The following is a 13,683-nucleotide window of genomic DNA, read 5'->3' on the forward strand; positions in this document are numbered from 1 at the left end:
GTTAGTTCTATGAGCGGTAGAATAGAAATTGTGCCTGCACCAAAAACCACCCCAGTTCAAGCTTCAGATGTTTTCCGCCCGGTCTTCCTGCGCGGCCTGACGGCCCTGGCCTATGCCCTGATGTCGATTTTCTGGATCGGCGCAGATGACAAAGTTGTCACTTACTCCACGGCAGCGTTCCTCGTTGTCACTGGCGTGTTCATGTGGCAGTACGTATCTGTGGAAAGCGCGCCGGAGAAGTCGCGCGCCCCCTACGCGCTGGGTGCGGGATTGATGCTTCTGGCTGGTATCGCCACCATCTTCGTCAGCTCGATTGCCTGGGTCGGCTATGTGGGTGCCTTTGCATTCCTGGCCGGAGGCATTGCCGAGCTCATCGTCTTTGCCAAGCATCGCGAGGCCTTCCCGCCGTTCAGGAACCAGCTGGTTACCGGCGCGGTGGGCGTGATCTTGGCCATTTCGCTGTGCTTCAGCGGTGGCATGGATGTGCACGCATTGTTCGGCCTGATTGGCGGCGGAACTATCGTTCTGGCCGTTTTCGCGCTGATTGCCGCCTTCGGCCATCGCCATGAAATGAAGGCAGCCGCCCCGACCACGATCAATTCGCCGGACCAGGAAAGCAACTAGTCTTTAGGTCTGCAGTAAAAGTAGAAACGGAGTTCCTGGTGGGAAACAACAAGAAGAAGCAACCGTGGAGCCAGTCAATCAAGGGCCCACTGAGCTTCTCGCTGATCCTGGCCATCGTCGCCGGCGTGGTCGGCTTGGTTAGCTCCACCGGCGGATCGCAGAATCCCTTGCGCTTCGATATCGGTTTGGCCTGTTTCGGCATCGCCTTTGTCGCAAGCCTGCTGGTCATCTCGGTGATGACCATGGCTGCCAAGGACAATGATCCTGACCTGGGAAAGGGGACCGGGGTAAACCGATCCTCATCCAACCCGGACAAGAAGTTTGAAGACTGATAATAAAGCTTAGCCACGCGGCATGACGCGCTGAGACTGTCCATCCACAGATAGTCCCAGCGCGTTGTCGTTTGCCGGGCCAATTGATCGAGGCAGGACGCCTCAAGCACGCACCAAGGATTTCAAGTGAGTAGCACGAGTATCTCTGATCAGCATGGCCGCACCCCACTGGGCAAGCAGCTGCGACGGCGCAAGTCCATCCAGGCGATGGCCAACGACGCCGCGAACAACGCCGGGCTCGGGACGCTCAAGCGCTCGCTGGGCGTCACCCAGCTGGTCATGATCTCCGTCGGAGCCACCCTGGGCACCGGCATCCTGGTGATCCTCGGATCTGCCGTTCCGGTCGCCGGCCCGGCGATCTGGATCGCCTTCGTGCTGGCCGGCATCACCGCGCTGCTTTCGGCGGTCTCCTATGCCGAAATGGCGGGCATGGTCCCGGTCTCCGGCTCCAGCTATTCCTATTCCTACGCCACGCTGGGCGAAGGCATGGCCTGGGTGTGCGGTTGGTGCCTGGTCTTGGAATACGCAGTTTCCGCGGCAGCGGTGGCGGTGGGTGCCGGCGCCTACGTGAACCAGACGCTGGAGATCTTCGGCCTGGCTTTGCCCCAAGCCCTGGCCGCCGGCCCGGGCGACGGCGGCGTCATCAACCTCTCGGCATTGATCGTGGTCATCTTGGCGACCCTGCTGCTGGTTCGCGGTGCCCGCGAATCGGCACTGGCCAACACCGTCATGGTGATCGTGAAGATCGCCATCCTCGTCTTCTTCGTGGTGGTCGCCTTCACCGCTTTCAATGCCGGGAACTTCGCTCCGCTGCTGCCCATGGGCGCCGCGGGCGTGACCGGGGCAGCGTCCATGGTCTTCTTCTCCTACATCGGCTTCGACGCGGCCTCGACCGCCGGCGAGGAAGCCAAGAATCCGCAGAAGGACCTGCCGCGGGCAATCATGATCGCCATGGTGCTGGTAACCACCATTTACGTGCTGGTTGCCGTAGCTGCCATTGGCGCCCGGGAGTGGAACTGGTTCGCCGAGTCAGAAGCCGCCCTGGTGCAGATTGTTTCCGAAATCACCGGACAGAAGTGGATGGTCTTGGCTTTCGCCCTGGCCTCGGTGATCGCGATCGTCTCGGTGGTGCTGACCACCTTGTACGGGCAGACCCGCATCCTGCTCTCCATGGGCCGCGACGGCTTGATCCCTCGCTTCTTCGCCAAGGTTTCGCCCAGCACCCGCACCCCGGTCATCGGCACCTACGTCACCGGCGCGGTCGTGGCCATTGCCGCCTCGCTGATTCCTCTGGGCCAGCTGGCCGAAGCGACCAGCATCGGCACCCTGTTCGCCTTCTCGTTGGTAGGTGTCTCGGTAATGTACCTGCGCAAAACCCAGCCGGATACCCCACGGACCTTCCGCGTCCCGCTGTATCCGGTGACCCCGATTCTGGGCATCTCTGCCTGCCTGTTCCTGATGTTCAACCTGGCTGGCATCACCTGGCTGGTCTTCGCCATCTGGATGGCTGTGGGAGCTGCGATCTATCTGGGCTTCGGCCGCCGCAATTCGCGCCTCGGCGCCTTGGACGCCAAGGCCTATGAAGCGGAACTGAATCTCTGACACTTTCGTCATGCGCTGGGGTTGCGGGCACTGCGGGCTAAGCTGTGTGGTGGACCACTATCGCAGCTCATGAAGGAAACACCATGCACCAGGAACCGATCAGCACCGCCGACCTCTACGACCAGCATGGGGATGCACTGCAGTCCGTCTCGGCTCAATTCCAGGACTTTGGCGGGCGGCTGTCCTTCCACGGGCCGGCACGTACCGTGAAGTGCCATGAGGACAACGGCCTGGTCAAGGAGATCCTGAGCTTCCCGGGCAATGGCGCAGTGCTCGTGGTCGATGGGGGAGCATCCCTGCGTTACGCCCTGATGGGTGACATGATTGCCGCGAATGCCGAAGCCAATGGCTGGGCCGGGGTCATCATCAGCGGCGCCGTACGCGACCGTGCGGCACTGGCTGAGATGGAACTCGGGATCAAGGCACTGGGCAGCAACCCGCGCAAAACCGTCAAGCGCTCGCACGGTTCGGTGGATGAAGTGATCAGCATCGGGGATGTGAAGGTCCGACCGGGCGCGATGGTGTATGCGGATATCGACGGGATTCTTGTCGAAAACTAGCCGCTGGCCCATCCAGCTAGGGCTTGTCGCCTGCGCCTTCCCATTCCGCTTTGAACTCCTCGGTGCCCAAGGCCTCCAAATCCGCGCGGATCTGGACGATCAGCCGCTCAGCTTCTTCGAGGCTGGAGGTTGTCATGCGCAGCAGTACCGAATCGTCTTGGCGGGAATGCACGACTACCTGGGGCTCGTTCGCTTCGTACTCGGCATCGCCCAGCGTGGCAGAAGCCAGAGCTACAACCCAGCGGGCCGCGGCTTTCAATGGTCCGCTCTCAGCTGCTTCTATCCGTGCCTCGTAATCATCCGAAGCGTGGGTTTCCTGAGTCATGACCTGCCCCTTCCACTACTGCAACTGCCGGTATCCCGGTTGTGTGTTCATCATATGGCCCGGGCAAGGTAAAAGGCGAGGGGCATCGCCCAACGCCATTTTGGCCACGTGCTGGCCCGTTATCTTTTTGATAGTCCCTAAAAAGAGGATCATAGGGACTGTCGGCCGACCAATCTCGGCATGGTGTCTTGCCCCTGTCTAACCAATGATCCGGGGGGTGTTGCCACCGAGATTGGGATGGCAGCGTGGTGATGAAGTGCGCAGGGGCGCTGGCCGATCACGGACGAAACTAGACTTGGTGTGCTCAGTGTCGGGGTTCTGGCTAGTCGATACGTTTTCCGGCTTTGCGCGCACGGTAGGCGCGCACGTGCTCGCGGTTGGCGCAGTTGCCGGTATCGCAGTACAGCTTGGAGCGGTTGCGCGACAGATCCAGCAGGGCCGCCTCGCAGTCCTCCGAGGCGCAGATCCGCAGCCGCTGCAATCCGCCGGAGCGGATCACTTCCGCCAGTGCCATCGCGGCGTCCACGGCCATGCGGTCGTAGAGCGGGGTGCTGTTGGTGGTGGCGTGCAGGTGGTAACCCAGCGATTCGCTCTTGATCAATTGAGGCTGGGCGTTGGCGTTGCGCAGGATCGCATTGACCCGGAAGACGGATTCTTCTTCGGTACCTATCCAGATGTTCTTCAGCTGGGAACGCAACTGGCGAATGGAGCGAAGCTCTGCCTGGTTGTGCGCGCGGGAGCCTTCGAAATTCTCGGCATCAAGGAACTCATCGAGATCAGCGACGGTGGAGAGCATATCCACGATTTGCACCTCGGTATTCAGAAGGTTCACCACGGACTTCAATGAAGCTTCGATATCTGGTGCAAAGGTCATAATTCGTTCCTGGAAGCTGGGTAGATTGACTGCCACTCAAGCCTAACCGTATCGTCATGCTCATACCCCCATTTGCCCCTGAACGGCGGCATGAAATTCTTCGCGAAAGACTTCAAAGACCCTCATGAGCGACCTGTCTGATTCCGGCCTTCCGGCCGCCACTGCCGGCAGTCCAGTACTGCGTCAAAGCCAGTCCCGGGGGATCTGGATTGCGCTGGCATCCTCCGCGGCCTTCGGGATTTCCGGCTCCTTCGCCAAGGGGCTTTTCGAAGCAGGGTGGAGTCCCACTGCGGCCGTGGCCGCACGCATGGCCGGCGCCGCGCTGGTCCTGGCGATCCCTGCGGTCCTGGCGATGCGCGGCCGCTGGACGTTGCTGCGCACCAACTGGGTGTCGATTGTGCTCTTCGGATTGTTTGGAGTGGGAGCCTGCCAGCTGTGCTATTTCTTGGCGGTGCAGCGCTTGGATGTCGGGGTGGCTTTGCTGCTGGAGTATCTGGCTCCGGTGCTCATCGTGCTGGTGCTCTGGGCCAAGCACCAGAAGCGCCCGTCGGCGGCAACGATCGCTGGCACCCTATTGTCATTGGCAGGCCTGGTGGCGGTGCTGGATCTGACCGGCACCACGCGGATTGATCCGATCGGCGTGCTCTGGGGCTTGGGGGCAGCGGTGGGCCTGACGGTCTACTTCTTCATTAGCGCCAAGGTCGATGGCGCGCTGCCACCCATCATGCTGTCGGCCGGTGGCATGGCCGTTGGCGCGCTAACCATGCTGCTGGTTGGCGGCTTGGGAATCCTTCCAATGCAGTGGGCCGCCGGCAGCGGATCATTTGCTGGATATGAAACCCCGTGGTGGTTGGCCTTGACCGGGCTGATCCTGATCGCCACCGTGTTCTCCTACACCACCGGTGTGATGGCCGCCCGGGAACTGGGGTCCAAGGTGGCCAGCTTCATCTCCTTGACCGAGGTGCTTTTCGCGGTGCTGTGGGCTTGGCTGCTGCTCTCCGAGCTGCCGGGTGCGGTGCAGCTGTTCGGCGGCCTGCTGATTGTGTGCGGCGTGGTGCTGGTGCGTGTCGATGAACTGCGTGCGGCACGCAAGGGGATCTAAGCGGCCCGTAGGGTAAAAACGCGCACGCGATGCCAATTGTTGTGCGCCGGATGCCAAGGGAAAACCCGCTGGCCTGTACAGGCTGGGAGAAACAAGTTTCGCAGGCATCCTAGCTGGAGGAATACCCATGGGCAGCAAGTCGGTCATAGTCGTAGGCGCAGGTTCGGCTGGCTCGGTGGTCGCGCGCCGGCTCGTGGATGCCGGGGCGCGGGTGACCTTGTTCGAAGCTGGCTCCGAGGACACCAACCCTGCCATCCACGACCTCTCGCGCATGGGCGAGCTGTGGCATAGCAAGGACGACTGGGATTACCACACCGTCCCGATGGCCGGGGCAGCGAACAAGCCGATGCACCTGCCACGGGGCAAGGTGCTCGGCGGTTCCCACGCGCTGAATGCGACCATCTGGGTGCGCTGCGCCCCGCAGGATTTCGATGACTGGGCCAAGGACTGCGGCGAGCAGTGGGCCTGGAAGAATGTCCTGCCGATCTACAAGGAAATCGAGAACTTCTCTGGCGGCGCCAGCGAATTCCACGGCAGCGATGGGCTGGTGCCGGTGGACAACGACTACGAGCTGGATGAGATCCACCAGTCGATTATCGACGCCGCGGTGCAGTCCGGAATCCGGTTCAATCCCGACTACAACGGCGAGCAGCTGGAAGGCGTTTCCAAGGAGCAGATCAACGTTGCTGGCGGCGAACGCATCAACACCTGGAAGGCCTATCTGAAGCCGGTGCGCGAGTGCATGGAAATCATCACGGACGCCGAGGTGCATTCGGTGATCCTCGAATCCGGATCCGCGGTAGGCGTGCGCTATCGGATCGGCGGGCAGCTGCAGGAGCTGCGCGCGGATGAGGTGGTGCTCAGCGCCGGTGCCCTGGGATCCCCGCAAATCCTGTTGCGCTCAGGCATCGGCCCGGTGGCCGAGCTCGAAGCCGCGGGCGTCATGCCGCTGCATGAGCTGGATCAGGTCGGAAAGAACCTGCATGACCACCTGCTGGCACCGGTGATTGCCGAAACCACCACCCGCGCGATACCCGCCCCGCGTGCCGGGGTCTCCGTCTCGCAATCGCACATGTTCACCCGATCCCGCGAGGGCCTGGATCGCCCGGACACCCAGCCGATCTTCTTCGCCGTGCCCATGTACTCCCCGGGCATGGAACCGGTCGACGGCACTGCCTTCACCTTGCACTCCGGGATCGTCACCCCGCACAGCCGCGGCGAAATCACCCTGGGCGGGCCCGGCCTGGATGACCCGGTGAACATCGATTTGAATGCGCTGGATGATCCGCGGGATATGCAGGCATTCCTGGTATCGATGAAGCAATGCCGCGCGATGGTGGAGCAAGATGCCTTGGCCGGGGACTGGGGAGCGAGGGAAATCTACCCGGGCGAAGAAATACGCGGCGATGAGCAGCTGGAGGATTACATTCGGAACAACGTAGTGACCTACCACCACCAGGTGGGTACCTGCCGCATGGGCACGGATGCGCAGGCCGTGGTGGATCCGCAGCTGCGGGTACGCGGCTTGGAAGGGCTGCGCGTCATCGATGCCTCGATCATGCCCAAGATCACCACCGGAAACACCAATGCCCCGGCCATCCTCATCGGCGAGCTGGGCGCCAAATTCCTCCTGGCTGATCTTCGGCTCTGACAGGCGGCGCACTATGGCGGCGGCCAAGGAGAACGAGCCCTCACATTCCAAGAGACGATGATTCCGTGGACCGCAGCTGGCGATGGAACGCGCGCCAGCTGCGTGTGAGATACATCGAATAAACTGCTTCAGGGCGAAATCGTTTCAAGCTGAAATGATATTTTGAAGGGATGAACGAACACCGGATTCCGCAGTTCCAATGGAACTCGCTGAGCTATCTCACCGCCCGAGCCGGACGCATCGGCACCCAGGAGCTCACCGAGCTGATGGAATCCGAGTCCTTGTCCCGGCATCATTTCACCATCATCTGCGCGCTGGAGGAGTTCGGCGGCATCTCCCAGAACAACTTGGCAGATCGCTCGAATGTGAACCGCGGCCATCTGGTGGCCTACCTCGATCAGCTGTCGAGCCGTGGGATCCTGGAACGCGAAGTTGATCCGGAGGACCGCCGCCGCAACGTCATCACGCTGACTCCCGAGGGCCGGAAATTCGCTGCCCGGGCGATGGAGGCTGCCTCGCATAACGAAGCCAAGGTCTTCGGCGCATTGGATGAGCCGCAGCGGGAGCAGCTGCGCGCCTTGCTGCAGCTGGTCGCTACGCAGGACGGCGAGGCACGCCAGTGAAGCGCCACTTAGAAGAAATAGTGCAGCGCAGCGTCGTCGTGGCCCCTCACCGCCCGTCGCTCATCCCGGCAGCCAAGGCGACGATCAGCCTGGCCGCGCCGCTGATCCTGTTGGCCGGCCTTGGCCGCCTTGACTGGGCAATGTATGCAGCGTTCGGCGCCTTCTGCGCGGTCTTCGGCCGTTTCGACGCGTACGCGCCGCGTTTCTGGCAGCAGCTCTCGGCAGGTATCGTGCAACTGGCCGCAATGCTGCTGGGCACCTATTTTTCGCTCATCGAGGCACCGTTCCCGGTACGCGTGCTCGTGCTGGCATTCATTGGTTTTGGCGCCAACTACGTCTCCCATGCCACGCGCTGGATGCCGCCGGGACCGGTCTTCGCGGTCTTCGCCGGCGGCGCCTGCCTGGGCATCCCGGCCACTTCGCAAAGCTTCACCGGGGTGCTGCTGGCCGGCGGCGGAACAATGGCCTTCAGCATGCTGCTGATGCTTGGCCTGTCGATGCGCAAAGCCAACCTGCTTCATACCCTGCGCTCCGGATACGCCTGGTCGCCCTCGCGCCGGGCCATGGCCCAATCGCTCCAAATGGGCACGGGCGTGCTGCTGGCGGGAATCGCAGGGCATCTGCTCAGCGACGGCCACTGGTACTGGGCCAGTCTCGGCGCGATCGCCGCAGTCACCGGCGCTGATGCCTATGCGCGGGTAGCCCGCGGGCTGCAGCGCTGCGCAGGCACCTGCATTGGCGTAGCGCTGACCGCAATAGTTTTCGCCTTCGATTCCCCGGTCTGGGTAATCCTGGCCGCTGCGCTGGCCTCGCAGTTCGTCATCGAGCTGGTGATTCTGCGCAACTATGCGGTGGGGATGGTATTCATGACGGTCACCGCACTGCTCATGGTCCACCTGGTCAGCCCTGAACCGGCCGCGTCCCTGCTCATCGACCGCATTTCCATGACGGCGCTGGGCGCTTTGGTGGGTGCGGTGCAGAGCATCGCCATTTCGCTGCTGGTGGCCCGCCGCCGCCAAGGCCGAACGCCGGGGGCTACCAGTGCTCGGTGACAACCTGCGCTTCGAGCTTGCCGGCCTCGATGGAGATATGGCGGGCTAATTCCAGGTCCAGTGTTCCCAGATGCTCGGGCTGGTTGTGCGTTAGGCGCAGCTCGACGATGGTAACCCGCCACTCCAGGTGCGGATGCCGGTTGTCCTGCTCGGCGCGCAGGCCTACCTGGACAATGAACTGCAAGGCCGTGCTCGCGCAATCGAAACGGTAAGCGGCCCGCAAACCCAAGTCATCACGCTTCCAATCAGGCAAGGCGCCCAGCCTCTGATCGAATTCGAAGCGCGGTAACGGACCGGTTGATGCCATGGTTCTCTCCTCCAAGCGGCAGCGGGTCGGACTATGCAAGTGGTTGCTGCCTGCCATCATGATCGCATCGACCCCGGCTATTGCGGTAGCGATCCCAGCGACTATGCAGTTAGGCCCCGGCATCTGGTGATGCCGGGGCCCGGCTGAGAGAGCTGTCAAGTGCTCGGGCTACTGGCGGATGTCCTCGGCAACCTGTGCGGCGGTTTCCGCTTCGCGCTTGGCGAAGGATTCCGCATCACGGTAGGCGGAGGCCTCATAGCGTTCGTGCGCCACCTTGGCCAGGTGCGCGGCGCGCAGTGCCTGGTGCTGGGGGTTGCGGCGGATGACCAGGTAGCCTGCAGCCAGGATCAGGAACCAGATCGGGGTAATGGCCATAGCCATGAGGGTATCGGTCTGGGTGGTCAGGGCCCACAAGATGAAGCCGAAGAATGCCAGCACAACATATGGCATGAAGCTGCCGCCAGGGACCTTGAACTTCGATGCGTCGTGCAGGTGCGGGCGACGAGCACGGAAGACCAGGTAGCTGAGCAGGATGATGGTCCAGACGAACATGAAGCACAGGGCCGAGACGGTGGTGACCAGTGTAAATGCTCCCATGACCGAATCGCCGCCGTAGAGCAGTGCGACGCCGGCCAGCAGGAACATGCAGGAGAACATCAGGGCGTTGCGCGGAACCTTGCGGCCTGACAGCTTGGTGAACGTCTTCGGTGCATCGCCTTCCATGGACAGGCCACGGAGCATGCGGGAGGTCGAGTAGATACCCGAGTTGGCGCTCGAAGCCGCCGAGGTAAGGACCACGAAGTTGATGATGCCAGCGGCGCCAGCCAGACCGGCCAGGGCGAACATGCCCACGAATGGCGATTGCGCAGCGGAGAACAGATCCCAGGGGGTCACGGCCATCAGGATGATCAGCGCGCCAACGTAGAAGAACAGGATGCGGACAGGAATCGAGTTGATTGCCTTGGGCAGGGTCTTTTCGGGGTCCTTGGTTTCCGCCGCGGTGGTGCCAACCAGCTCAATGCCAACGAAGGCGAAGACCGCGATCTGGAAACCGGCTACGAAGCCCATGAAGCCGGTCGGGAACATGCCGCCGTCGTTCCACAGGTTAGCGAAGGATGAAGAAGCACCGTTGTGCTCGAAACCGGTGATCACCATAACCAGGCCAACCACGATCAGTGCGCCGATGGCGACGATCTTGATCAGCGAGAACCAGAATTCGGTTTCGCCAAAAGCCTTCACTGTCGCCAGGTTCAGAACCAGCAGCAGCACGATACAGGCTAGTGCCGGGATCCATAGCGGCAAATCGCCCCACCAGAAGGCGACATAATGGGCGATGGCCACGACGTCGGCGATGCCGGTGACAACCCAGCAGAACCAGTAGGTCCAGCCGGTAAAGAATGCGGCCCAAGGGCCTAACAGGTCGCCGGCGAAGTCGGCGAAGCTCTTGTAGTTCAGGTTGCTCAACAGCAGTTCGCCCATGGCGCGCATGACGAAGAACAGCATGAAGCCAATGATCATGTAGACGAAGATGACCGACGGGCCGGCTACCGAGATGGTCTTGCCGGAGCCCATGAACAAGCCGGTGCCGATGGCGCCGCCAATGGCGATCAGCTGGATGTGACGATTGGAGAGCCCTCGTTCGAGTGCGGGGCCAGAACTGGTGGTACTCATGCTGATTGCCTTCCAGGAGTGTGGTGTGACGCCTCGAAGCGCTCCTGCCCCCAAGCCCTGAAGGCTTGGAGAGCAGCTGCTCGCTTTGAAGAACGCATCCGACTAGGAAGGATTCCAGCTGGGCATTGCGCGGCATGCTGCGCTCAGAGCAGTTGCTGCGAATGCCACGGGGAGTCCCTCGAAACTGGTGCGCTCGGTGCGGCACTGTTCTTGGTCCCTCCCCAATCTGTATTACAACCTGAGAGTTTTCACTTCCACCCGAATACTGGGTGAAGCTTGCTCCTTCGGTGAGCCCGGACGAACCTGGGCTGCTTTCCAGAGGTGCCTGTTCGTAGCGGTACAGGTGCCTGAGAGTTTCCCGGGGAGGAAATTGCTCCTACGGCGCCCGCCCATGGTGTGAGCGGATCTCTCCCGCCACGCATCAACGGCATATGTGGTGATTGCCATCACAGTATGCGCAGAAAAATGAACGTGGTGCAAGTCGCAATTTCACACTTCGGGCCCCGGATAACCGCTTGGCCACGCCAATCGTGGAAAGTGGCTGGCGAAATGGGGGATTCTCCGCTTCGTAATGATTCGGGAAGCAAGGGCATGGATGCGGCAAAACGGGGCATCGGTTCAACCGATGCCCCGCGTGGGGAGGTACGGAGGGCTACTTCCCGAACCGTCGCAGCCGCAGCGAGTTCAATACCACCAGCACCGAGCTGGCTGCCATGGCCGCTCCGGCGATCATCGGGTTCAGCAAGCCCAGGGCCGCAATCGGAATGCCGGCAGTGTTGTAGGCGAAAGCCCAGAACAGGTTCATCTTGATGGTGGACAGGGTTCGGGCCGACAGGTCGATGGCCTGCGTGACCTGATGCAGGTCGTTACCCATCAGGGTGATGTCCGCGGCTTCGATGGCCACATCGGTGCCCGAGCCCATGGCGATGCCGAGGTCGGCCTGCGCCAGTGCTGGCGCGTCATTCACCCCATCGCCCACCATGGCCACGACCTTGCCCTGCTCTTGCAATGAGGTGATCGCCTGGGCCTTGCCGGCAGGGAAGACCCCGGCGAATACGTCCTCGGCCTTGATGCCTACCTGGGCGGCAACCTCGGTAGCCACCGACTGGTTGTCGCCGGTCAGCAGCACCACGCGCAGGCCGCGCTCCTGGAGTTCGGCAATAGCTTTTGCGGAGCTGTCCTTGATCTTGTCCGCCACCGAGATCACTGCCTGGAACTGCTGGTCCACCGCGACCAGGATGGCGGTCGCGCCGGCCTGCTCGGCTTCCGCGAGCATGGCCTTGGCGGAGTCATCCAAGGACGCGCCCTGGGCTTCGAGCCAGCTGAAGCGGCCTACGGCAACGCGATGCCCGTTGACCGTGCCGACCACGCCGCCGCCCGGATCGGAATCGAAGTCGCTGGCTTCGGGCAGCGGGCCCAAGCCGGCTGCGGCCTTGGCGATGGCCTGGGCGATCGGATGCTCGGAATGGTGTTCCACGGCACCGGCCAAGACCAGGACCTCATCGGGATCGACTCCGTCGATGGCCTGGGTGCCCTGGTGGGCCATGACCCCGGTGGTCACGGTGCCGGTCTTGTCCAGCACGATGGTGTCCAGCTTGCGGGTATCTTCCAGGACCTGCGGGCCGCGGATCAGGATGCCCAGCTGCGCGCCGCGGCCGGTACCGACCAGCAAGCCGATCGGGGTCGCCAGGCCCAACGCGCAGGGGCAGGCGATGACCAGCACGGCGACCGCAGCGGTGAACGCCTGGTAGGGATCGCCGCTGGCAAAGAACCAGGTCACGAACGTGAGCAGCGCAATGGCCAGTACGATCGGCACGAAGACGGAGGATATCCGGTCAGCCAGGCGGGCAATGGGCGCCTTGCCCGATTGGGCTTCGGAGACCAGCTTGCCCATCTGGGCCAAGGTGGTGTCCGCGCCAACGCGGGTAGCTTCGATCACCAGCCGGCCCGAGGCATTCAAGGTCGCGCCGGTGACTTCATCGCCGGGCCCGGCCTTCTGCGGGACCGATTCGCCCGTAAGCAGCGAGGTGTCTACCGCGCTGGCGCCGTCAATGACCACGCCATCAGTAGCGATCTTCTCGCCGGGGCGCACCACGAAATGGTCCCCGACCTGCACCTGCACGGCCGGGATTTTCACTTCGGCGCCGTCGCGAAGCACCACTGCATCCTTGGCGCCCAGGTTCAGCAAGGACTTCAGCGCATCGGATGCCGAGGACTTGGCGCGGTGCTCCAGGAAACGGCCCAGCAGCAGCAAGGTGGCCACGACGCCGGCAGTTTCAAAGTAGAGCGCATGCTCGGACATGGACATGCCGATATGGGCGGTCAGCTGCGGATCGAGGATCAGCTGCACTGCAGAGAAGAAGTAGGCCGCGAGCACACCGAGGGAAACCAGAGTGTCCATGGTCGAGGCCAGGTGCCGTGCGTTGACGGCCGCTGCCTTGTGGAAAGGCCAGGCGCCGTAGAAGACCACGGGAGTGGCCAGCGCGAAGGCGACCCAACCCCAATGCGGGAACTGCGCTGCGGGAATCATGGAAATGATGAACAGCGGAATGGTGAAGATCGCGGAGACCAGCAGGCGGCGCAGCAGGTGGTTGGGCACCATGTGCTCGTGCCCGCCGTGATCATGCTCCCCGTGTCCCTGGTGATCCGAACCGGCGGGTTTGGGCGGGTGCTTGAGGGAAGCGGTATAGCCGGCGGCGTGCACCGTATCGATCAGTGCTTCATCGGTGACATCGGCTGGGACCTGGACCTTGGCGGTTTCCAGGGGCAGGTTCACCGTCGCGCTGACACCGGGCAGCTTGCCGAGTTTGCGTTCCACCCGATTCACGCACGAGGCGCAGGTCATTCCCTGGATGTCCAGATCGACGGTGCGCAATTCGGGGATTGTTTCATGCGGGGCATGGGAAGTCATGATTTACGACCTTGCACTTTCTTGCCGTTGTGGCTTGGTGCCTGGCTTT

Annotated in this window: 13 protein-coding genes and 2 riboswitches; of the genes, 8 read left to right on the forward strand and 5 right to left on the reverse strand. The window is 62.5% G+C overall.

The window, feature by feature from the left end:
* The first annotated feature begins 30 nt into the window (after positions 1–30).
* The 4 genes from AC1Z36_RS04885 (at position 31) to rraA (ending at position 3,118) form a co-directional block, all read left to right on the forward strand.
* Positions 31–624: a DUF308 domain-containing protein gene (locus AC1Z36_RS04885; protein ID WP_483561775.1), complete on the forward strand. Its 594-nt coding sequence runs from the start codon at positions 31–33 to the stop codon at positions 622–624.
* Between the two features lie 38 nt (positions 625–662).
* Complete coding sequence (locus tag AC1Z36_RS04890) at positions 663–956, forward strand: hypothetical protein (RefSeq protein WP_286134039.1); 294 nt, start codon at positions 663–665, stop codon at positions 954–956.
* Positions 957–1,163: 207 nt separating this feature from the next.
* Positions 1,164–2,558 carry an amino acid permease gene (locus AC1Z36_RS04895; RefSeq protein WP_286134649.1) on the forward strand — a complete coding sequence of 465 codons (1,395 nt, stop codon included), beginning with the start codon at positions 1,164–1,166 and terminating at the stop codon, positions 2,556–2,558.
* A gap of 83 nt (positions 2,559–2,641) precedes the next feature.
* A complete protein-coding gene (gene rraA, locus AC1Z36_RS04900) occupies positions 2,642–3,118 on the forward strand; it encodes a ribonuclease E activity regulator RraA (protein ID WP_105656102.1) in 477 nt (158 codons plus the stop codon).
* 16 nt (positions 3,119–3,134) lie between these two features.
* Here rraA and AC1Z36_RS04905 read toward each other — a convergent pair whose 3' ends face one another.
* Entirely contained in the window at positions 3,135–3,443 is a 309-nt protein-coding gene (locus tag AC1Z36_RS04905) for a hypothetical protein (protein WP_105656103.1), read from the reverse strand.
* Positions 3,444–3,765: 322 nt separating this feature from the next.
* Positions 3,766–4,317, reverse strand: a complete 552-nt coding sequence (locus AC1Z36_RS04910; RefSeq protein WP_105656104.1) for a CGNR zinc finger domain-containing protein — start codon at positions 4,315–4,317, stop codon at positions 3,766–3,768.
* Positions 4,318–4,441: 124 nt separating this feature from the next.
* Between AC1Z36_RS04910 and AC1Z36_RS04915 the strand changes: the two genes are divergently transcribed.
* The 4 genes from AC1Z36_RS04915 (at position 4,442) to AC1Z36_RS04930 (ending at position 8,745) form a co-directional block, all read left to right on the forward strand.
* On the forward strand, positions 4,442–5,419 hold the full coding sequence (locus AC1Z36_RS04915; protein ID WP_105656105.1) for an EamA family transporter: 978 nt from the start codon (positions 4,442–4,444) through the stop codon (positions 5,417–5,419).
* A gap of 127 nt (positions 5,420–5,546) precedes the next feature.
* Positions 5,547–7,070, forward strand: coding sequence for a GMC family oxidoreductase (locus tag AC1Z36_RS04920; RefSeq protein ID WP_332502704.1), 1,524 nt, complete (start codon positions 5,547–5,549; stop codon positions 7,068–7,070).
* Between the two features lie 170 nt (positions 7,071–7,240).
* On the forward strand, positions 7,241–7,693 hold the full coding sequence (locus AC1Z36_RS04925; RefSeq protein ID WP_483561776.1) for a MarR family winged helix-turn-helix transcriptional regulator: 453 nt from the start codon (positions 7,241–7,243) through the stop codon (positions 7,691–7,693).
* Positions 7,690–8,745: an FUSC family protein gene (locus AC1Z36_RS04930; protein ID WP_332502702.1), complete on the forward strand. Its 1,056-nt coding sequence runs from the start codon at positions 7,690–7,692 to the stop codon at positions 8,743–8,745. The genes AC1Z36_RS04925 and AC1Z36_RS04930 overlap by 4 nt, the downstream gene beginning before the upstream one ends.
* Here AC1Z36_RS04930 and AC1Z36_RS04935 read toward each other — a convergent pair.
* The 3 genes from AC1Z36_RS04935 to AC1Z36_RS04945 all read right to left on the reverse strand — a co-directional run bounded on the left by AC1Z36_RS04935 (position 8,729) and on the right by AC1Z36_RS04945 (position 13,634).
* Positions 8,729–9,052 (reverse strand): 4a-hydroxytetrahydrobiopterin dehydratase, encoded by a 324-nt coding sequence (locus AC1Z36_RS04935; protein WP_166650861.1) that lies wholly within the window; start codon positions 9,050–9,052, stop codon positions 8,729–8,731. The genes AC1Z36_RS04930 and AC1Z36_RS04935 overlap by 17 nt on opposite strands.
* A 168-nt stretch (positions 9,053–9,220) precedes the next feature.
* Entirely contained in the window at positions 9,221–10,723 is a 1,503-nt protein-coding gene (gene cycA, locus AC1Z36_RS04940) for a D-serine/D-alanine/glycine transporter (RefSeq protein ID WP_105656110.1), read from the reverse strand.
* Positions 10,724–10,939: 216 nt separating this feature from the next.
* Positions 10,940–11,048, reverse strand: a riboswitch (glycine riboswitch).
* A riboswitch (glycine riboswitch) is annotated at positions 11,049–11,147 on the reverse strand.
* A 228-nt stretch (positions 11,148–11,375) separates the two neighbouring features.
* Positions 11,376–13,634 carry a heavy metal translocating P-type ATPase gene (locus tag AC1Z36_RS04945; protein ID WP_483561777.1) on the reverse strand — a complete coding sequence of 753 codons (2,259 nt, stop codon included), beginning with the start codon at positions 13,632–13,634 and terminating at the stop codon, positions 11,376–11,378.
* Positions 13,635–13,683 lie beyond the last annotated feature (49 nt).

It is taken from the genome of Glutamicibacter sp. BS14, from assembly GCF_056934375.1.

Excerpts from the sequence above, each read along its gene's own strand:
- AC1Z36_RS04895 (WP_286134649.1), top strand. The coding sequence starts at position 1,164 with ATGGCCAACGACGCCGCGAACAACGCCGGGCTCGGGACGCTCAAGCGC.
- rraA (WP_105656102.1), top strand. The coding sequence starts at position 2,642 with ATGCACCAGGAACCGATCAGCACCGCCGACCTCTACGACCAGCATGGG.
- AC1Z36_RS04905 (WP_105656103.1), bottom strand. The coding sequence starts at position 3,443 with ATGACTCAGGAAACCCACGCTTCGGATGATTACGAGGCACGGATAGAA.
- AC1Z36_RS04910 (WP_105656104.1), bottom strand. The coding sequence starts at position 4,317 with ATGACCTTTGCACCAGATATCGAAGCTTCATTGAAGTCCGTGGTGAAC.
- AC1Z36_RS04915 (WP_105656105.1), top strand. The coding sequence starts at position 4,442 with ATGAGCGACCTGTCTGATTCCGGCCTTCCGGCCGCCACTGCCGGCAGT.
- AC1Z36_RS04920 (WP_332502704.1), top strand. The coding sequence starts at position 5,547 with ATGGGCAGCAAGTCGGTCATAGTCGTAGGCGCAGGTTCGGCTGGCTCG.
- AC1Z36_RS04925 (WP_483561776.1), top strand. The coding sequence starts at position 7,241 with ATGAACGAACACCGGATTCCGCAGTTCCAATGGAACTCGCTGAGCTAT.
- AC1Z36_RS04935 (WP_166650861.1), bottom strand. The coding sequence starts at position 9,052 with ATGGCATCAACCGGTCCGTTACCGCGCTTCGAATTCGATCAGAGGCTG.
- cycA (WP_105656110.1), bottom strand. The coding sequence starts at position 10,723 with ATGAGTACCACCAGTTCTGGCCCCGCACTCGAACGAGGGCTCTCCAAT.
- AC1Z36_RS04945 (WP_483561777.1), bottom strand. The coding sequence starts at position 13,634 with ATGACTTCCCATGCCCCGCATGAAACAATCCCCGAATTGCGCACCGTC.